Source organism: Pseudomonas sp. NBRC 111124 (genome assembly GCF_001320245.1).
In the GTDB taxonomy this organism is placed as follows: Bacteria; Pseudomonadota; Gammaproteobacteria; order Pseudomonadales; family Pseudomonadaceae; genus Aquipseudomonas.
In genome coordinates this window covers 113849-133620 of record NZ_BCBA01000007.1, presented here as the reverse complement: position 1 = coordinate 133620, position 19772 = coordinate 113849, and the positions used below count along the sequence as shown (strand labels likewise).

The 19772-nt window shown below is 55.7% G+C and carries 17 protein-coding genes; 6 read left to right on the top strand and 11 right to left on the bottom strand.

Annotated elements, in window-relative coordinates; genetic code table 11:
- Nucleotides 1-295: 295 nt before the first annotated feature.
- The gene (locus tag APH28_RS04255; protein ID WP_011953087.1) at nt 296-1702 is read right to left on the bottom strand and encodes a heavy metal sensor histidine kinase; all 1407 of its coding nucleotides are present in this window, start codon (nt 1700-1702) and stop codon (nt 296-298) included.
- Nucleotides 1702-2379, bottom strand: a complete 678-nt coding sequence (locus tag APH28_RS04250; protein WP_011953086.1) for a heavy metal response regulator transcription factor — start codon at nt 2377-2379, stop codon at nt 1702-1704. The genes APH28_RS04255 and APH28_RS04250 overlap by 1 nt, the downstream gene beginning before the upstream one ends.
- Before the next feature lie 166 nt (nt 2380-2545).
- On the opposite strand from APH28_RS04250, the gene APH28_RS04245 reads away from it, so the two are divergent.
- From APH28_RS04245 to APH28_RS04220, 6 genes are all read left to right on the top strand, one after another.
- The gene (locus tag APH28_RS04245) at nt 2546-2752 is read left to right on the top strand and encodes a co-regulatory protein PtrA N-terminal domain-containing protein (RefSeq protein WP_011953085.1); all 207 of its coding nucleotides are present in this window, start codon (nt 2546-2548) and stop codon (nt 2750-2752) included.
- Nucleotides 2753-2934: 182 nt separating this feature from the next.
- Nucleotides 2935-4845: a copper resistance system multicopper oxidase gene (locus tag APH28_RS04240; protein ID WP_023377932.1), complete on the top strand. Its 1911-nt coding sequence runs from the start codon at nt 2935-2937 to the stop codon at nt 4843-4845.
- A gap of 14 nt (nt 4846-4859) precedes the next feature.
- A complete protein-coding gene (locus tag APH28_RS04235; protein ID WP_012269845.1) occupies nt 4860-5183 on the top strand; it encodes a hypothetical protein in 324 nt (107 codons plus the stop codon).
- Nucleotides 5173-6288 carry a copper resistance protein B gene (locus tag APH28_RS04230; RefSeq protein ID WP_011953082.1) on the top strand — a complete coding sequence of 372 codons (1116 nt, stop codon included), beginning with the start codon at nt 5173-5175 and terminating at the stop codon, nt 6286-6288. The genes APH28_RS04235 and APH28_RS04230 overlap by 11 nt, the downstream gene beginning before the upstream one ends.
- A 9-nt stretch (nt 6289-6297) precedes the next feature.
- The gene (locus APH28_RS04225; protein WP_011953081.1) at nt 6298-7077 is read left to right on the top strand and encodes a cytochrome c; all 780 of its coding nucleotides are present in this window, start codon (nt 6298-6300) and stop codon (nt 7075-7077) included.
- Nucleotides 7067-7522 carry a DUF411 domain-containing protein gene (locus APH28_RS04220; protein ID WP_011953080.1) on the top strand — a complete coding sequence of 152 codons (456 nt, stop codon included), beginning with the start codon at nt 7067-7069 and terminating at the stop codon, nt 7520-7522. Before APH28_RS04225 ends, APH28_RS04220 begins: the two co-directional genes overlap by 11 nt.
- Nucleotides 7523-7619: 97 nt before the next feature.
- Here APH28_RS04220 and APH28_RS04215 read toward each other — a convergent pair whose 3' ends face one another.
- The 9 genes from APH28_RS04215 to dnaN form a co-directional block, all read right to left on the bottom strand.
- On the bottom strand, nt 7620-7952 hold the full coding sequence (locus APH28_RS04215) for a DUF2790 domain-containing protein (RefSeq protein ID WP_011953079.1): 333 nt from the start codon (nt 7950-7952) through the stop codon (nt 7620-7622).
- Between the two features lie 371 nt (nt 7953-8323).
- The gene (locus APH28_RS04210) at nt 8324-8683 is read right to left on the bottom strand and encodes a histone-like nucleoid-structuring protein, MvaT/MvaU family (protein WP_010951431.1); all 360 of its coding nucleotides are present in this window, start codon (nt 8681-8683) and stop codon (nt 8324-8326) included.
- Between the two features lie 56 nt (nt 8684-8739).
- Complete coding sequence (locus tag APH28_RS04205; RefSeq protein WP_010951430.1) at nt 8740-10656, bottom strand: TniQ family protein; 1917 nt, start codon at nt 10654-10656, stop codon at nt 8740-8742.
- 75 nt (nt 10657-10731) lie between these two features.
- On the bottom strand, nt 10732-11691 hold the full coding sequence (locus APH28_RS04200) for a TniB family NTP-binding protein (RefSeq protein ID WP_010951429.1): 960 nt from the start codon (nt 11689-11691) through the stop codon (nt 10732-10734).
- Nucleotides 11688-13646 (bottom strand): DDE-type integrase/transposase/recombinase, encoded by a 1959-nt coding sequence (locus APH28_RS04195; protein ID WP_011953078.1) that lies wholly within the window; start codon nt 13644-13646, stop codon nt 11688-11690. Before APH28_RS04195 ends, APH28_RS04200 begins: the two co-directional genes overlap by 4 nt.
- A complete protein-coding gene (locus tag APH28_RS04190; RefSeq protein ID WP_011953077.1) occupies nt 13627-14265 on the bottom strand; it encodes a TnsA endonuclease N-terminal domain-containing protein in 639 nt (212 codons plus the stop codon). The genes APH28_RS04195 and APH28_RS04190 overlap by 20 nt, the downstream gene beginning before the upstream one ends.
- 837 nt (nt 14266-15102) lie before the next feature.
- Nucleotides 15103-17523 carry a DNA topoisomerase (ATP-hydrolyzing) subunit B gene (gene gyrB, locus APH28_RS04185; RefSeq protein ID WP_060507770.1) on the bottom strand — a complete coding sequence of 807 codons (2421 nt, stop codon included), beginning with the start codon at nt 17521-17523 and terminating at the stop codon, nt 15103-15105.
- 4 nt (nt 17524-17527) lie between these two features.
- A complete protein-coding gene (gene recF, locus APH28_RS04180) occupies nt 17528-18631 on the bottom strand; it encodes a DNA replication/repair protein RecF (RefSeq protein ID WP_060507769.1) in 1104 nt (367 codons plus the stop codon).
- Nucleotides 18632-18646: 15 nt separating this feature from the next.
- Nucleotides 18647-19750, bottom strand: coding sequence for a DNA polymerase III subunit beta (dnaN, locus tag APH28_RS04175; protein WP_060507768.1), 1104 nt, complete (start codon nt 19748-19750; stop codon nt 18647-18649).
- Nucleotides 19751-19772: the final 22 nt, after the last annotated feature.

Sequence of the window (19772 nt, the reverse complement as noted above, 5' to 3'; positions counted from 1 at the left end):
TGAGCGTGGGGTTAATTATTTCGACCTGAACTGTGCTCGCGGTTCTACACTCCTGGCCCACTTTGCAGGCTTTGGAGTGGTCGGCAGCTGATCCTGGATCAGTATCCTGGCAACAATCGTGATCCATCCCCGCCATCATCTCCATCCCCATGGTTTGCATGGGGCATGGTTCAATGGCTGAGTCGACTCCCGCCATGCCGTTGAGAGGAAGCGATGCGATTAGAAGCAGGATGGTGAACAGTCGTAGGAGCCGGTTCATGATGGCCGAGTATAGGTTACACGCATGAAATGAGCATTAAGCCGTTTGAGGCTTGGAAGTGGATTGTTTGGCGTGCGGCAGAGCGATGTGAAAACTCGTCACGCCGTCAGCGGAGGTACACCAAATTCGCCCACCATGAGCCTCGATGATCGAACGCGTTATGGCCAGACCCAAGCCGGCGTTGCTTGGGCTTCCTTCCCGCCTTGCAGGGTCAGCGCGATAGAACCGGTCGAAGATTTTGTTGATATGTTCCGGATCAATCGTGGCCCCATTGTTCTGGACGGACAGGTTCACTTGATCAGCCGCCTCGACAATCCGGACGGCGATATCGTGGCCTTCGGGGGTATAGCGCAAAGCGTTGGATAGAATGTTGGAAACCGCCCGGTCAATCATTAGCCGGTCACCACGGATCGTACCTTCGCCTTGAAGGGCAAGCCGAATGCTTCGGTCTTCGGCTGCAAGCTGGTAGTACTCAATCAGTCTGGACACTAGCCCGACCAGATCGATATCAACCTGCTCGGGGATGATCAAGCCGTTATCAGCTTTTGCCAGGAACAGCATGTCATCGATCATGCGCGACATGCGCTTGAGGTCTTCAAGATTGGAGTAGAGGTTGTCTTCGTAGGCATCGAGGTCGCGTTTTTTGGTCAGAACGACTTCGGTATGCGTCAGAAGATTACTTACCGGAGTCCGCAGCTCATGTGCGATGTCGGCTGAGAAGTTTGATAGCCGGACGAACGCGTCTTCCAGGCGTGCAAGCATTCCGTTGAAGGAGAGGATCAGCTCCTGCAATTCAAGCGGCACGGGCTCCAATGGAATTCGCTCGCGAAGGGACCGGGCAGACATGGATGTCGCCACCTTGGTGATCTGCCCAACCGGCCGAAGACCGCTCTTGGCCACGATCCACCCCAATCCTGCACTAACCAGAGCGCTGATGACCAAGCCAATGCCGAACCACCATTGCAGCGTCTTGAAAAAGTGGGCATGGCTGGTGACATCCAGCATCAACATGACTGTTACCGGCGCCTGCGCCTGCGCTATAGCCAGTTGAGAGGTAATCCCCCGGAAGTTCCGCGAGTCGATTTGCCAGTCCCAAACGGCGCCAGAAGAGGCCTGCTTAAAGCGCTCAGGGATGCGGGATGCCTTGGAGTCCGAGAACAGGACAGTACCGTCAGCATCAAGAATCTCCGCAGAAAGGTCCTGATGAGCCCCCAACAAAGCACGCAGTTGAGGCTCCTGATCCTCAAGTTCATCACGTGCTGCTGAAAGTGAAAGGATGTGCCGGGTGGATTCGAGTTTCTCGGCCAGGGCTTGCTCATCCAGCATCTGGAAATGGTGCTGACTGAGCATGTAGAAGCTCACGCCGGCAACGACCAATACGGCGATGACCGCGAACATGAACATGAGGGTAAGGCGTTTAACGAGCGACGATTGGGCGCGCATTACTCGGGAACATCCATCAGATAGCCCATGCCACGAACTGTATGTATGAGCTTGGGGGCGAAATCGTCATCAATCTTGGCCCGCAACCTACGAACAGCAACCTCGATCACGTTAGTGTCGCTGTCGAAGTTCATATCCCACACCTGCGATGCGATCAGGGACTTCGGCAGTACCTCGCCGCGTCGGCGCATGAGTAGTTCCAGTAAGGAGAACTCCTTGGCTGTGAGGTCGATCCGCTTGCCATTTCGGGTGGCCCGGCGCTTAAGCAGGTCTACCTCCAGGTCAGCCATCTTCATAGTGGTCTGAGCATAGCCACTGCTGCCTCTTCGCAGCAAAGTGCGCACACGCGCTAGCAGTTCCGAGAATGCAAAGGGTTTGACCAGGTAATCGTCAGCCCCGAGTTCTAACCCTTTCACGCGATCGTCCACGCCATCACGGGCCGTCAAAAACAAGACTGGGACCTCTTTCCCTGCCGCACGTACCATCCGCAGCACCTCCCAGCCGTCTAGCCCCGGCATCATTACATCAAGAATCAGCAGGTCATACGCCTCGCTCAAAGCGTATTGCAGCGCGTCGGTCCCTGTGACCACACGATCGACGGTAAAGCCTGCCTCCGTCAGCCCTTGCTGCAGGTAGGCCCCGATTTTTGGCTCATCTTCGGCTACGAGTAATTTCATCTGCTGCGCCCCCTTGGATGCCCTTCAGTGTGCAGCAAAAAAGGCACCCAACCAGAAGCTGACGGAAAAGTAATGTCGGGCTCAGCTTGCTGACAGTGCCGGGTAGCTAGCTTGAGCACTGTGAACGGCGCCAATCAGGCGAAACTGACCCTTAGAGGAAACGCAAATGAACATGATCAAAGCGATTGTGATGGTAGTCACCTTCGGCATGGCGAGCCTCGCCCTGGCTGAAGGCGGCGCGGATCGCACCTTCGCCAGGATGGAAGCTGCACGTGCATCTTCCATGCAGGCTTACCAGGTTGCTCAGGAGAAAAAAGCAGAGGCTCCTGTTACCGCCCAAAGCCAAAAGCACCCCGGCCACGAGAGCTGCTGAGCTTAGCTTACAGAAATGTAATCACCCCGGAATCTGAACTATGTCAGCTTTCGGGGTATTGCCTCCCGCAATCCTTGTGCTTTGGCGAAAGTCTACGAGGCTTGGGGGAGCTCAATTGAAACCAGATGGCTGCGGATCCCGCAGTCTGGATATCAGCGATCTACCTGATTGGACGCAACGGCATGCAAAGCAAAACCACGAGACGTTCATTCGTCAAAGGCCTGGCTGCTACCGGACTACTGGGTGGGCTGGGCATGTGGCGCGCGCCGGTCTGGGCCGTAACCAGCCCTGGCCAGCCTAACGTACTGACCGGCACCGATTTTGACCTGTACATCGGGGAGCTCCCGGTGAACATTACCGGGGCAGCTCGAACGGCGATGGCCATCAACGGTTCGCTGCCAGGACCAATACTCCGTTGGCGCGAAGGCGACACGGTCACGCTACGGGTTCGCAACCGCTTGAAGCAGGACACGTCCATCCACTGGCACGGCATCATCCTGCCGGCGAATATGGACGGCGTGCCGGGTCTAAGCTTCCATGGCATCGCTCCCGACGGCATGTACGAGTACAAGTTCAAGGTCCACCAGAACGGCACCTACTGGTACCACAGCCATTCGGGCTTCCAGGAGCAGGTCGGTGTTTACGGTGCGCTGGTGATTGATGCCAAGGATCCAGAGCCTTTCACCTACGATCGTGACTATGTCGTCATGCTGAGTGATTGGACCGACGAAGACCCGGCGCGGGTTATGTCCAAGCTCAAAAAACAGTCGGACTATTACAACTTCCACAAGCGCACCGTTGGCGACTTCGTCGACGACGTGAGCGAGAAAGGTTGGTCTGCTGCTGTGGCCGATCGAAAGATGTGGGCCGAGATGAAGATGAGCCCAACCGATCTCGCTGACGTGAGCGGGCACACCTACACCTACCTCATGAACGGCCAGGCGCCAAATGGGAACTGGACGGGAATCTTCAAGCCAGGGGAGAAAATCCGGCTTCGCTTTATCAATGGCTCGGCGATGACCTATTTCGACGTGCGGATCCCCGGCTTGAAAATGACGGTTGTCGCAGCCGACGGTCAGTACGTTAAGCCAGTGTCGATCGATGAATTCCGGATTGCCGTTGCTGAAACCTACGATGTCATTGTCGAGCCTGAAAACGAGCAGGCTTACACCATCTTTGCTCAATCCATGGATCGCACCGGCTATTCAAGGGGTACCTTGGCTGTCCGTGAGGGCCTGCAGGCACCGGTGCCGGCTGTAGATCCAAGGCCTCTCATCTCCATGAGTGATATGGGGATGGACCACGGCAGCATGGGTGGCATGGATCACGGCAGCATGGCCGGTATGGACCACAGCAAGATGGCTGGCATGGACCACGGCAGCATGGCCGGTATGGACCATAGCAAGATGGCTGGCATGGACCACGGCAGCATGGCCGGTATGGACCATAGCAAGATGGCTGGCATGGACCACGGCAGCATGGCCGGTATGGACCATAGCAAGATGGCTGGCATGGACCACGGCAACATGACCGGTATGGACCAAAGCAATATGGCCGCCAGCGGTGCCATGCAGAACCATCCCGCCTCCGAAACAAACAACCCTCTGGTCGATATGCAGACCATGACCCCTACGCCAAAGCTGAGCGATCCGGGGATCGGGCTTCGCGATAACGGGCGTCGGGTTCTCACGTATTCGGATTTGCGTAGCACCTTCATCGACCCTGACGGCCGGGAACCTGGCCGGACAATCGAACTGCACCTTACCGGGCATATGGAAAAGTTCGCTTGGTCCTTCGATGGGATCAAGTTTTCTGACGCAGAGCCGCTGCGGCTCAAGTACGGCGAGCGCCTGCGTATTACCTTGGTCAACGACACCATGATGACTCACCCCATCCATCTGCACGGCATGTGGAGTGACCTGGAGGATGAGGACGGCAATTTCATGGTGCGAAAACACACGATCGATATGCCGCCTGGCTCGAAACGAAGCTATCGCGTAACCGCAGATGCACTCGGGCGCTGGGCCTATCACTGTCACCTCATGTACCACATGGAGATGGGCATGTTCCGAGAAGTCCGCGTGGACGAATGAACTGGAGATACGAGATGAGCAAACCAATGAAACGAAGCGCCTTTTTCCTCTCTGCCGCGATGGTTGGCCTGCTCGCGGTGTACGCCCCGTCTTCCTGGTCCAGTGACAACCATGATCAGCACTCTCAAAAGTCGTCCAACGCGGCGCAATCGAACGGCTCGAAGAGCAAGCAAGCCCAGGGCATGAACCATGAAGGCATGGATCACGGCTCCATGAAAGGCATGGATCATGGCTCTATGGAGGGCATGGATCATGGTTCCATGGAAGGAATGGATCACAGCAAAATGATGGAATCGCATGGCAGCGACAAAGCTAAGGCAGGGAAAAATGGCCAATAGCGTTGCACGACCATCGCTGCTGGCATTCGCCGTTTCTTTAGGTGTGCTGGGCGTTTCGCCCAGCTTCGCCGCTGAAATGGATCATTCCGGAATGGACCACTCGGCAATGGGCCACGGTGCCATGCAGATGGACCACGCCTCATCACAGGCTGCGATGCCGGGCATGGACCACAGCCAGATGGGCGCGAGCAAGCAACCCACGCAACCTGCACCCGTTGATCACAGCAAAATGGGCCATGGCCAGCCCAAAGCGAAACCCGCCTCGATGGACCACAGCAAGATGGACCATGGAAGCATGAAAGGCATGGATCACGGGTCCATGGAAGGCATGGATCATGGCGCGATGGGTCATTCCACGATGGGAAACGGGAACGCTGATTCGCCGACCCCGACCAGCCGTACGCCAATCCCGGTGCTGACTGATGCCGACCGGCAGGCTGCCTTCCCCCCGCTTGACGGGCACAAAATGGATGACAGCGGGTTCAACAGCTTTTTCTTGCTAGACCAACTGGAATACCAAGATGCCGATGAAGGTAGCACGCTTGCTTGGGATGCATCCGGCTGGGTGGGCGGCGATATCAATAGGCTCTGGATTCGCTCGGAAGGTGAACGAACCAATGGTGTGACTGAAGATGCTGAGCTGCAGCTCCTCTATGGCCGCTCGGTAAGCCCGTGGTGGGATGTTGTCGCCGGCGTCCGGCAGGATTTCAAACCGGAGGATCCGCAGACCTGGGCTGCGTTCGGTATTCAGGGCCTGGCCCTGTATGACTTCGAAGCTGAAGCCACCGCCTTTATCGGCGAGAACGGTCAAACCGCTGCCCGTCTGGAGGGCGAGTACGACATCTTGCTAACCAATCGTTTAATTCTTCAGCCAACCGCTGAGGCCAACTTTTATGGCAAGAACGACCCGGAACGCGGCGTCGGCTCTGGCCTGGCAAACACCGAAGTCGGGCTGCGGTTACGGTACGAGATTGTTCGCCAGTTCGCGCCATACATAGGTGTCACCTGGAGCCGTTCCTACGGCAAAACCGCCGATTTCATTCGGGATGAAGGCGGGGACGTGGACGAAGCTCGTTTTGTGGCCGGTATTCGGATGTGGTTTTGAGAACTCAACATGAAAAAAACAATTACAACGCTGGTGGCGGCAGGTGCTGTTACTAGCGCAGCAGTGCTAGGTGCTGCTTACTTCGGTCTCGTGAACGTTGGTGCGGACGACCCACACTTCCCCGCTGTGCATGCGTTTTTGGCCATGGCGCGGGATCGCTCGATTGAAGTCCGAGCAAGCGACATTGAGGTGCCAAACCTTAAAGATCCTGCTCTCATCCAAGCAGGGGCAGGCAACTACAACGCCATGTGTATCGGTTGCCACCTCGCGCCAGGGGTGGAGAAAACTGAACTCAGCCAAGCCCTATACCCATCCCCACCAAACCTCACCGAGATAGGTGTAAGCGGTGACCCTGCTGCTGCGTTTTGGACCATCAAGCACGGTATCAAAGCGACAGGCATGCCAGCCTGGGGTAAGAGCATGGACGACCAGTACATCTGGGGAATCGTCGCGTTCCTGGACCAGCTACCGCAACTCAATGCTGAGCAGTACCAGATGATGGTCGCTTCCAGTGGTGGTCACCAACATGGCGGTGGCGAAAGCGATATGCATAACCATGAAGGCCAACACGGTGGTGCGAAATCAGGTCATGGAAATCATGATGATTCCGCAGCAAACGGCGTGGCTGAGGAAAGTCATGATCATGGCAGTTCGCATTCGGAGTCTTCATCAGTAGCGGAGCACCACGGTGAACACGAGTCCGGCGAGGCGCACTCGGACCACCACACAGGTTCTACTCCCAAAACCCATGTGCACAAAGACGGGAAGGAGCACACTCATGACAAGTAAGCGCCGCTTCCTCGGTTTAAGTACCGCAGCGTCACTTCTAATCGCCTCAGCCGCCTTTGCTGCGGAGCCCCTGACTATCGATGTGCACCGGGACGCTAATTGCGGTTGCTGTAAGAAATGGATAGCGCACTTGGAGGCAAACGGCTTCAAGGTCGTCGACCACGTTGAAACGGACATGAGGGCGGTGAAGCAAGAGCTAGGAGTAGCTCCGAGGCTGGCTTCGTGTCACACCGCGGTTATCGATGGCAAGTTTGTGGAAGGTCACGTCCCCGCAGCCCAGGTGCAGGAGCTCATAAAGCGCAACGACCTGGCAGGCGTCGCGGTACCTGGCATGCCCGCTGGCTCACCAGGTATGGAGGTTGATGGCATGAAACACGCCTATCAAGTCATCGGCCTCACCAAGAGTGGGGACGATCAAGTAGTTGCCAGTTATCCTGACACGTAATGCAAGATGCCCCGGGGGAAGGGCTTCTGCCGGCCAGCCGACCAGCTGCAGCGCTGGTCGTGGTCAGCTTACTCCAAGACTTACCCTGTCCCTTCGGTCAGTTTTGACCTCTACAGTTAATTCCAGCAGAGCGATATTCGAGGATTTTCAACTCACCTGTTGAGTCCTCGTAATTCATCTGTGTCGGCATCACGTCGCAGCTACCTTTGAGCGAAGTCATACTGATAACTCTCGCCACATCCAGTTTCATTCCGTAGCGATAATGGATCACTTCAGGTGGTTTTTTTCCATTGGCAGCGGCGTAGGCACGCATTGCTTGCTCATTTGCCTGAATCATCTTTCCGTGTAAGCGATCAGATCCTCCTTCAGCTAAAGCGGATGAGGAGGCGATTACGAGCATGAGGGCGGCAATGCTTTTAGCGGTGTTCATTTCTGTTACTCCATGAAGACATGAGTGAAGCTTACCGACTGGGAGCTGTCATCCACGTGATCCAGGAATTACATGTTTGTAAGCAGGCTATCGATAATGATGGCTCTGAATACACGTGAAAGCCGCGTCGTTTCAGGCTGCGACAGTTTTAATTCTCTAGCGAATCAGTCTGAACCGGCGTTTTGGGTGATTGCGACAGTTTTGCGTTTCCTCTCCAAATGGCTGCAGGCCGCGAAAGACGGGACCCTCTAGCGACAGTTTTAATTCTCTAAATCCACCACCCGCAGAAAATTTCGTCACGCCCCAGAATGGGAATTTGCATTCGGGGCGCACCACGATTCATCTCGTGCCAGAAGCCGCCTGCAGTGCAATCAATTGGCGAGCCAAGACTCGACTACCTCAGCGCCATACTCGTTTTTCCAGGCCTTAAGCGTACGCTGATTACCACCCTTGGTCTCAACAACCTCTCCGCTGTGTGGATTCTTGTAGACCTTCACTTCGCGTGGTTTCCGAGAGGTTTTTGGGGCCATATCAGTGGAAGCCACCGCTTGCGGATCGAGGATCAGCACCACTTGGCGCAGGCCGTAGCCATACTCGTTGAGCAAACTGCGCAGCTTCGTTTCAAATTCCATTTCCTGCTTCAGGGCAGAGTCATTTTTCAGCGCTTCCAGCTCCGCCAGTTGGGCTGCGAGCTGTTGTTCGAGCAGGCGGAATTCAGCGAGACGGGACATAAGATTCTCCAAAATGGGTTCGATGATTTTAGCAATCAAGAAAGAAAGCGTGCTAACTATCTTGATCCCACATGCCTGAATCGGCAATCACGAGGCTGAGCGATCGGTGTGGATAAAAACGTGATGGCTTCAGGATCGTCGATCTGGGCGGCTTCACTTGCGAGGTAATCGATCAGCTTTTTGCTTCTTACCCAAACGTACTGCCGGCAAGCCGCGTTTGGAATGGATGGCCCCGCAACGGGGCGAAACCTGGCCTCCCAAAGGTGCTTGAACGCCTCCCTGGTCGACTTCCCCAAATACACCGCAATCTCCGGTCCCAAGATATAGCCACGCCTGAATCTGTCGATGGCTTGAGGCTTAACCATCAATTGCGTACGCCGGCCTCGTTCGACAGCAGTGCTCCATAGCAGACCCAGTCGAACGAACGCGTATGCGCATTGTTCTTTGACGCCTAACAGCGCAGCAGCCTTGACTACCGACAGGCCGGGAAAGACCGGACTCTTGTTCTCAGCTCGGGCTTGTTGCCACGCTGCAAAATCTTGCGGCTTGAGTAACCACGCCCCTACCGCAACCGAGCCATTCTCAGCTGGGCCGTAAGCGCGAAGTTCACCTGCACGTATTGCCTGAACCAACTCGACCAACCCACCCCCCTTGGGCAGAGAATGCTTGGCCAAGTAGTTGATCGACACCAGGCTCTGGTCAGAGCTGGTAGGCAGCTTCTCATCAATCAATTCGTTGATCGAGCGGCAGTCAATCAGCCACCTTTCGCCTGGGCGCGGTTCTCCACCAAAGAACTGGAGGGTACCACCAGCTAGCAGCTGCCTAACCCGATTGCGACAGAGGCTTAGCAAAGTCGAGGTTTCTTTCATATCAGCCACGCCCTGGAGATGCTGCGAGATTGCCTTCAAATGATCCAGGTCCACGACCGTAAAGACTCGATCTTCATGGACCTTCTCCCGATAGGCGATTTGTCCCTCCTGATGAAGGCGTTTTATGACTGATACCCCGAGACCACAAGCTTCAGCAGCAGAATCGAACGACACCCAACGATGTCTCTCAATCGTCTCCTCACTCAAATTGCGATTTCGCTTCGCTAACGGTGCTTCCCACGCATGCTGCAGAAATGATTCGAACTCTCGACGAAGAAAGTCAAAACAAGAGTCATCCAGATCACGGTGGATGTCGTGGTATATCGGGCCGAACGATCTGCTGAGCGTCCAATGTTCGTTATCGGAATGGACTGCCTTGAGGCCACTCAGCAGTTCTCTGAATGCGAGAGGCCAGTTCATGAGAACCACGCCCGCCGCGTTTGCCATAAGCCGCGATATCTCTAGCGAACCCGAATCAGCAACCTTCAGCGGCTGGGTTCTTTCCGTAGGCAAACTTCTGACAGCGAGACGCGATGACAACTCGTGAAACTGTTCGTAGGTGAGGGCCGCCAATCCCGCGTCAGCTGGCAACGAGTCGGCGTAAAACCTATCTTCAAAGCCAGAGGTGAGCCAGGCGGCCGTATCACTCGCCGGCGCGATCTCAAAATTGGTCCCACTCAATGAGGTGCCACACGCTTGGCAACTATTCGCACTCATTGCGCTTGGATCGGTTTCCTTCAGACAGTTGGGGCACCGCCCGTGGAGTTCAGTGCCGTGGACAGAACACGTCGTAACCAGGGTCAAGCCCCAGCTTTCTCTCCAATAACCGGCTTCGCCCAAACAGATCGGACAGTAACGAGCGTGATGAGTCGTCCATAACTTGACCCCCTTGGGCCTTGGATCACGAAACTCAGCAGATACCGCAGGCCAGCTCAGTGGTCCTTCCATCATCTGCAGCCAGTCCGCAACATCGGTCTCGTCGGCTCGTGCAAAGGCGGTGAGCAGTTCCTTTCTGGGTAATCCGTTGGCTTTCGCCAGGCGCTGCAGGTACCCCAAAAGACTTTCGTCTTGGTGTGGTCGTGGGTTGATTAAAAGACCAAACATTCCTACACATCCATGAAATCGAAGACATAAAAATCAGGGGAGTAGAGCCGGGCCGATAAGCCCGGCCCTTGGCCGTCAGGTACTGCTCTCTTCGAACGTCTCAAACGGCTCCCGCTTCCCGAACAGAGGCTGGAAATTGAAGCTCGCACTGAAGGGGTTTCGATCCTCGGTGGCGTAGCTCCAAACCTCGTCTTCAAAAGCCTGGGCCAGCACAGGAAGTTCAATCCCGACAAGGTCCTGGACTTGAACCAGCCAAACAGCCCTGTCCACAATCTTGATGAGGTAGTCGATCAATCCATAGGAAGCCAGGTAGAAGCGTTTAATCATCGCTGGCTCTACAAAACTGATGGTTTGAACAGGCAGTTCGCCCTCGATTGCCTGCAACAACATCACGAAATGAAGAGACGTATTAGCGGAGAAGGTGAAGCGATCGTATGCCACCGTGGCCGAAAACCTGCGTCGCAGTTGCTCGTTTGCTAGCAGGAGATTTTCGGTGCGCTTCAGCCCAATCAGAACAAACGCGATACTGGTTTCATTCATCAGACTCTTGATCCAGTCTGCTGCCTCATACGCACCATTACGACGATAATCGACCAGGTGCTGCGCCTCATCGAGGACCAACATCTCCACGCCAAGGTTCTTCAGCAGCAGGACTACTCGCGCAAATTTAACCTCTGCCGAATGTCCTCGTGCCTCTGCGAAGGGATCCTTCAGCTCTGCCAAAATGGCTGCTGCCAGGTTCTTTTTGGTTGGAGACGAAGGCATCTCGACGAACAGAACTGTCCGCTTCTGTGGGTCATGGCTCTCCAATTCCTCCAATGACCGAATGTACTCCTTGACCAATGTGCTCTTGCCCACTCCGCTTGGACCTTGGATCAGCAACCCTTTACTTGCTCTGGTACGCCGACTATCGCCGTGGATATCGCCTAGTCGCGTCAACGCTCGCTCGACTTGAGGGCTGTGAATAAAACGATCGCGGAGCGTAAAGCTGTATTCACCATGCTCGTAGCATTCGTACAGATTGATGGCGTTCATGGCTTAGAACTCCCAGCAGGGCGACGAACCGAGACCTTGAAGGCTGCTGGCGGAATGTTAGGAATAGAGTCACCGGTCCATTCCACTTCAGCGAGTACCTTGGGTGGAGGCGTGCTTTCGGTCACTCGACCCTCCTTGTCGATTTTCGCTATGGCAGCTGCGCGTCGTTTTCTGAGCGTCTGCGAACGGCGGGCCTCGTCTGCATCTTCCATAATTTCCTGGTAGCACCTGTGCGTAGCCTCGAAGCTAGGCTGCTCATTATATTTTTCTCGCAGCGCTTTCTCGGCAGCCTTCCACACCTCCCTGCTCTTACCGGCCATTCGCTCATCTTTGGCGGGCACTTTGAAGAACAAGTTTCTGAAGCGGTCGTGAACCCAAACGTGCCCGGCTTCGTCTCGATAGCGGACGTTTACCTTTTCTCCGTCTGCCAAACGCATACGGAGCTCAGCAAGTTCCGTAGAGTGGTAGCCCACTTTGGCAACCTCGATGCCGTAATGGTGAACCTTCACCGAGGCCCGCTTGGCCAGAATGCACTCCAACGAGTCCAGGTCGACGGGAAGGCTGATGACATGGTTCGCCTCGCTAGTCCCCCAGACTTGAGCCGGTGTTCTGTTGTCCAGCCCCCGATGAGGAGTCTGGTGGTAACCATCGACGATCCATTTCACTACCACCGCCTCCAATTGAGGGAGCGTGAAACATGCATTCTTCTCCGAGTCGTAATCGCCACGCTGCTGGATATTCGAGAAGGTGGTACCCGGGAGGTTGTGGATAAGCCCCAGGTTCTGTGTGCTGAAAAAGCGTTCGACGGCACCTTTCCTTTGAGGGGCCCTTGAAGCGGGATACATGATCTCGATACCCAACTCGTTGAATCCCATGATGAGATCGCCCGCGTGAAATTCCGCTGCGTTGTCTGGGACTATTCGAGCCGGCAGCCCACGTGCCCACCATTCATTTCTCACTTTCGGAAAGCGCTTCAGCAATTCGGCTTTTGGACGGATTGAGCGTTCGATCACACGAAGCACGGTTTCCGTATTTGGCGCCGACAGGTGGAGCAAATATCCCATCACCATTCGAGAGAAGCGGTCGAGGACGATCGTCAGATAGGGGCGCCCAATGCACAGCCCCGAGGTTTCATCCACAAGCTGGACGTCCAACAAGGTGTGATCAATTTCCCAACGTTCCAAAATCTCATGGACACGTAGGACACCCGCCGCAACACGGTGCTTCTTGTCTGCTGCGTGTTTTCCGAGCCTCTCCTTATCCACAAGGTACGGATCCAGCTTGGCGATGTACCTTCGGACAGTCATTCCGCTTGGGATCTTGAGCTGATCCGAAGGCAAACGACTTTTGTTCCTCTCTTTTATCTGATCCTCGAATTCTGAAACGACCACGCTGACCGCTGGAATCGTATCCTGCAGGTAGGTTTTATTAATCACCCCTTCAAGAATAACTTCGAGCTCTCCCTGTATCGCGGCAGCCCGACCCTTTTTGGCATGCTGAGGGATAAGCTTTACTACGTTCTGGCCAATGTATTTGGCTGCCCAACGTCGAATAGTGGAAACCGAGGGTGCGCACGCATCCCCAATCTTTTTGGCGATATCTCTAAGCTTCTTGATCATGTCTTCGTCACCCGGTAGCTTGTATTTACCGCGCTTAGTTAGGTCGTCCAGATACTTGCGTCGACGCAATGCCTCATCTCCATGTTTTTTGGGGAAGCATGAAATATCTGGAGGGACGTTCCGCACATACGGAACCCTCCCAAGGTATGGCTGATCAGCGGAGATCTCGATCTCGCGCTTCTCGTAGGCCTCATAGAACTCCTTCTCGGATAGCTTCGTGGGCTCACCAAGCTCATCGAAAAAGAGCAGCTTCCGGTCAATAAGCCTCTTCTCAAGCACCATCAGTACGCCACGAACGATGACGACCAATTTCACCCTAAGGGAAAAGGTTTGCATGACGGTGCCCCCCTTGCAGGAAGACCGGGGAGTCAGTGTCAATTGACCTATCAAGGTCAATGCCCACCACCCCAAGGCCTAACAAGCGCCAGGCTTTCCCCTCACCAACCACGTAGAGCAGATCTGCAACGGTCATAGGCGGCCATTCGTTGAAGGTCGCCATTACCTCCTCCAACGCCTGATGCGAAAGCTCTGGACCGCGCCGGTGATACATCAGCCTTCTAAGATTGGTAGCCAGGGGTTCAGCTTCAATTAACTTTTCAGTGATCACCGAAAAGTTACGGGCAGTGGCGTTGAAGTAGCGCTCAGCGGCATCCAGTCGCTGCCTGACGCTGGCAATCTTCAGTCGGTCGTGAGGCTTCACTTCAAACCACCACTCGCGCCCATCCGCGAGGAAAACCTGTACGTCTGGGTAATATTTGAAGTAGCCCTGGAGCGATGGAACACGTTCCTCACTGGGCTGCGGGACGTAGCCGATGACCGCAGGAGACAGCTCAAGAAGCCGAAAAAGAGCGCCTTCGAGCTGGGACTCCCAGGGCACAGGCTTTTTATTTTTGAGCGATGGGAAGTAGCCGCGGTAATGGTTGGACCGCCGCGTGACCACCTTTCGTACTGTCATGAAACACCTCCGAAAATCTCGAAACGAGCGCCGACGCTGCGCCAAAAAATCAAGGCGCAGGGCGGGCGAAGTGAGGCCTTTCGACAGGCAACACTGTGCCGTCGAGTAACCTCGCTAAGGTCGAAAAAATGGGAGAGGATTGACAGTCGCTTCGAAAAAGCAGACATTGCGGGTTCTGAGGACGCAAGTCTGCTTCGCTAAGCGCGGTCAGTCCTCTCGGGATTGATCGCGTTTTTCTACATTTTCAGGTCTCCTTTTCTCTCATTGGTCATGACTCTCATGACTGATCAGAATCTAAAGCAATCGGCTTGCTCTCTTTATTTCTAAACGGCCACTTCGTGATCGCTGGAGCAATTTGGATCAGGTCTGAAGCTCTCGCTTCAAACAGCTGATTTGGCTGAAAATCTTCAGTGCAAAGCGGAAAAGTTGGTCATAGATCTTATTCCAACATCCCTTCGAAATCTACAAAAAATCCAAAATGGCAACTTCCACCAAATTCCATTTCCATACTAAATTGTTCAAATTAATACTTAACACGTACGCTTAATTAACTATTAAGGTGTTCAAATATTAGTTTTAAAGTCCTCTCAATCTCTCTGCTGCTCAGATCCGCCCGCCGACCCTCTCAGCACTTCCAGCGCCCCATCAAATCACTTCCTCAAATCCCCCCATCTGCATCATTTTCCAATGAGCGGAGTAGGGCGCCCCGGCAGGAATTCCAGGCAAAAAAAAGCCCGCGAAGGCGGGCTTGATGGTGACCGACAGGGGCCATGGTTGAAGCCCGGCCGGTCATCTATTTGTGAAAGCGTGCAGCTTTTCTGTGAACCTACAACCAGATCAGAAGTCCAGGTTCGACACCGACAGGGCATTGCTTTCGATGAAGTCACGGCGTGGCTCCACCGCGTCGCCCATCAGGGTGTTGAAGATCTGGTCGGCGGCAATCGCGTCTTCGATAGTGACCTTGAGCATGCGGCGGACGGTTGGGTCCATGGTGGTTTCCCACAGCTGCTCTGGGTTCATCTCGCCCAGACCTTTGTATCGCTGGATGGTATGGCGCTTGGTACTTTCATTCATCAACCAGTCGAGCGCTTCCTTGAATTCGGTGATCGCCTTGCGACGTTCACCGCGTTGCACGTAGGCACCTTCGCCGAGCAGGGTAGACAGCTTGTCACCCAGGTTGACCACCGAGCGGTAGTCGTTGCTGCCGAAGAAGTCGCGGTTGAAGGTGACGTAGCTGGCCAGGCCGTGGGAGGTGACTTCCACTTCCGGCAGCCAGACATTGCGCTCCTTGTCTTCGCGCAGACTGGCCTGATAGGTCAGGCCCGACTTCTGGCTGTTGCTCAGGCGCTCCTGGAACTTCACCAGCCAAGCTTGCATCACGGCGTGGTCGCCCAGTTGCTCCAGGGTGACTTCCGGCAGGTAGATGAAGTGCTCAGTGATGTCTTCCGGGTACAGGCGCGACAGGCGCTTGAGGGTCTTCATCACGGCGCGGAATTCATTTACCAGGGTTTCCAGCTGTACGCCGGAAACGGCTGGCGCCGACTCGTCCAGGTGCAGGCTGGCATCTTCAAGTGCCGATTGGGTCATGTATTCTTCCATGGCCTCGTCGTCCTTGATGTACTGCTCCTGCTTGCCCTTCTTCACCTTGTACAGTGGTGGCTGTGCGATGTAGATGTAGCCGCGCTCGACCAGCTCCGGCAGCTGACGGAAGAAGAAGGTCAGCAGTAGGGTACGGATGTGCGAACCGTCGACGTCAGCATCGGTCATGATGATGATGTTGTGATAACGCAGCTTGTCGATGTTGTACTCTTCGCGGCCGATGCCGCAGCCCAGTGCAGTGATCAGCGTGCCCACTTCCTGGGACGAGATCATTTTATCGAAGCGTGCTTTCTCGACGTTAAGAATCTTGCCCTTCAGCGGCAGGATTGCCTGGGTGCGACGGTTACGGCCTTGCTTGGCCGAACCACCCGCAGAGTCACCCTCCACCAGGTACAGTTCGGAAAGGGCAGGGTCCTTCTCCTGGCAGTCCGCCAGTTTGCCCGGCAGGCCGGCGATATCAAGCGCGCCTTTGCGCCGGGTCATTTCACGGGCTTTACGCGCCGCTTCACGGGCACGGGCAGCGTCGATCATCTTGCCGACCACGGCTTTGGCTTCGTTCGGATTTTCCAGCAGGAAGTCGGCGAAGTACTTGTTCATCTCTTGTTCCACGGCGGTTTTCACCTCCGAGGAGACCAGCTTGTCCTTGGTCTGCGAGCTGAACTTCGGATCCGGCACCTTAACCGAAATGATCGCAGTCAGGCCTTCACGGGCATCGTCACCGGTGGTGGCGACCTTGTTCTTCTTGGCCAGGCCTTCCTGCTCGATGTAGCTGTTCAGGCTACGGGTCAGCGAGGAGCGGAAACCGACCAGGTGGGTACCGCCGTCACGCTGCGGGATGTTGTTGGTGAAGCACAGCAGGTTTTCGTTGAAGCTGTCGTTCCACTGCAGTGCAATCTCGACACCCACGCCATCGTCCCGCTGGACGTTGAAGTGGAAGACCTGGGAGTTGACCGGGGTCTTGTTGGTGTTGAGATATTCCACGAAAGCCTTCAGGCCACCTTCATACTTGAAGAACTCTTCCTTGCCCGAACGCTCGTCCTTCAGCAGGATGCCGACACCCGAGTTGAGGAACGACAGTTCGCGAATACGCTTGGCCAGGATGTCCCAGCTGAAGTGGATGTTCTTGAAGGTTTCAGCCGAAGGCTTGAAGTGGATGTGGGTACCGGTGGTTTCGCTGTCACCGACAATGGCCATCGGCGCCTGTGGAACACCGTGAACGTAGGTCTGTTCCCAGATCTTGCCGCTGCGGCGAACGGTCAGCACCAGTTTCTCGGACAGTGCGTTTACCACCGACACGCCTACACCGTGCAGACCACCGGATACCTTGTAGGAGTTGTCGTCGAACTTACCGCCGGCGTGCAGCACGGTCATGATGACCTCGGCTGCGGAAACGCCTTCTTCTTTATGCACGTCGACCGGAATGCCGCGACCGTTGTCGCGCACGCTAATGGATTCGTCCGTGTGGATGATGACGGTGATGTCATCGCAGTGACCGGCGAGGGCTTCGTCGATCGAGTTGTCGACCACCTCGAAGACCATGTGGTGCAGGCCGCTACCATCATCGGTGTCGCCAATGTACATGCCGGGACGCTTGCGTACGGCATCCAAACCTTTCAGCACCTTAATGCTGGAGGAGTCGTACGTTTGATTTTCGCTCATGCCTTCACTCCCGATGGTCGTGGGTCTGGGTGATACGGCCTTGTTCCACGTGGAACAAGGCAACTGGCGTTTCCGTCTGCCAGCCTTCCCTCAGTAATTCGTGATCTACACAGGTGATGAACACCTGGCAGCGTAATTCTTCAAGCAAGCGGCACAGTGCGCGGCGATGCTGGTCATCCAGTTCGGACGGCAGGTCGTCAACGAGATAAATACAGTGGCCACGGCGCGCCTGACTGACGAGGTGGCCCTGGGCAATGCGCAGTGCGCACACCACCAGCTTTTGCTGACCACGCGACAGGATGTCAGCTGCGTTGTTGGCAGCCAGACGAAGACGCAGATCAGCACGCTGAGGGCCGGCTTGGGTGTGGCCCATCTGCTGATCGCGAAGGAGTGAGGAGGCGAGTACTTCTTGCAGTTCCCGGTCCTTGTCCCAGCCTCGGTAGTAGCTCAGGGTCAACCCGTCCAGCTCGACCAGCTCGCTCAGGGTTTGCTCGAAGACGGGCTTCAAGGCCTTGATGTAGTTGCGACGGTATTCATCTATTTCCGCGCTGGCCAGGCATAACTCCCGGTCCCAGGCGGCTTGCGAAGCTGGGTCAAGTGTACCATGCCGCAACCATGAGTTCCGCTGCCGCAGCGCCTTCTGCAGACGCTGCCAAGCAGGCAGAAAACGAGGTTCCACGTGGAACACTCCCCAATCGAGAAACTGTCGACGGATTTTCGGTGCGCCTTCCAACAACCGGAAACTGTCCGGGTTGATCAGTTGCAGCGGCAGCATTTCCGCCAGCTGAGCCGCGCTCTTGGCGTTCTGCCCGTCAATGCGGATAGTGAATTCGCCCGCCCGCTCCCTTGAGACGCCCAAGTTACTGGTGCCTCCTTCCGCCAGCTGAACTTCGCCAAACACGGTACAAGCTGGCTGCTCATATTGAATGACCGGGTTCAACCGAGTACTACGGAATGATCGGGCCAAGCCAAGCAAGTGCACAGCTTCGAGCACACTGGTCTTGCCACTGCCGTTGGCGCCGTAGAGGATGTTGATGCGGGGGGAAGGTGAGAGCGTCACCGGGTGCAGATTGCGCACCGCGGTGACCATGATACGTCGAAGGGACATTTCGCCTGCTACGTATTACAGACGCATCGGCATGACAACGTAAGAAGAATCGTCATTGCCCGCTTCCTGCAGCAGTGCGCTGCTGTTGGAGTCGGACAGAATCAGACGAACTTGCTCAGTAGTCATAACGCCCAATACGTCCAGCAGATAGCTGACGTTGAAGCCGATCTCCAGCGAACTACCTTCGTATTCAACGCTGATCTCTTCTTCCGCTTCTTCCTGCTCAGGGTTGTTGGCCTGGATCTTCAGCTGGCCTGCAGCCAACTGCAAGCGAATGCCACGGTACTTCTCGTTGGAGAGAATCGCCGTACGGCTGAACGCTTCGCGGAGCGCTTGACGGTCACCGACCACCAGCTTGTCACCGCCCTTGGGCAGTACACGCTCGTAGTCCGGGAACTTGCCATCGACCAGCTTGGAAGTGAAGGTGAACTCACCCGTGGTCGCACGGATATGGTGCTGACCCAGAACGATGCTGACCATGCCTTCCGGATCAGTCAGCAGGCGCGCCAGCTCCAGAATACCTTTACGCGGAACGATGACTTGGTGCCGGTCGTCCTGCTCGATCGCAGCGCTCATTGAGCACAGAGCCAGGCGGTGACCGTCCGTGGAAACCGCACGCAGGGTGTTGCGCGACACTTCCAGCAGCATGCCGTTGAGGTAATAACGCACGTCCTGCTGGGCCATGGCGAAGCTGGTGCGTTCGATCAGGCGGCGCAGTTTGCTCTGCTCCAGGTTGCAAGTCAGCGAACCCGGGCCTTCTTCAACGGTAGGGAAATCGTTGGCAGGCAGGGTCGACAGGGTAAAGCGGCTACGGCCAGCTTTGACCAGGAGCTTCTGCTCGTCGACCTTGATATCGATCAGAACGTCGTTCGGCAGGCTCTTGCAGATGTCCATCAGCTTGCGCGCCGGGACAGTGATCTCGCCTGGCTCAGCCGGCTCTTCCAGTTGCACGCGGCCAACCAGTTCGACTTCCAGGTCGGTACCGGTCAACGACAGCTGCTGGCCTTGCACGACCAGCAGGACGTTGGACAGCACCGGCAAGGTCTGGCGGCGCTCGACGACACCGGCGACCAGTTGCAGGGGTTTCAACAGGGCTTCGCGTTGAATGGTGAAATGCATGGTCTAGTCCCTTGCCTTCAAT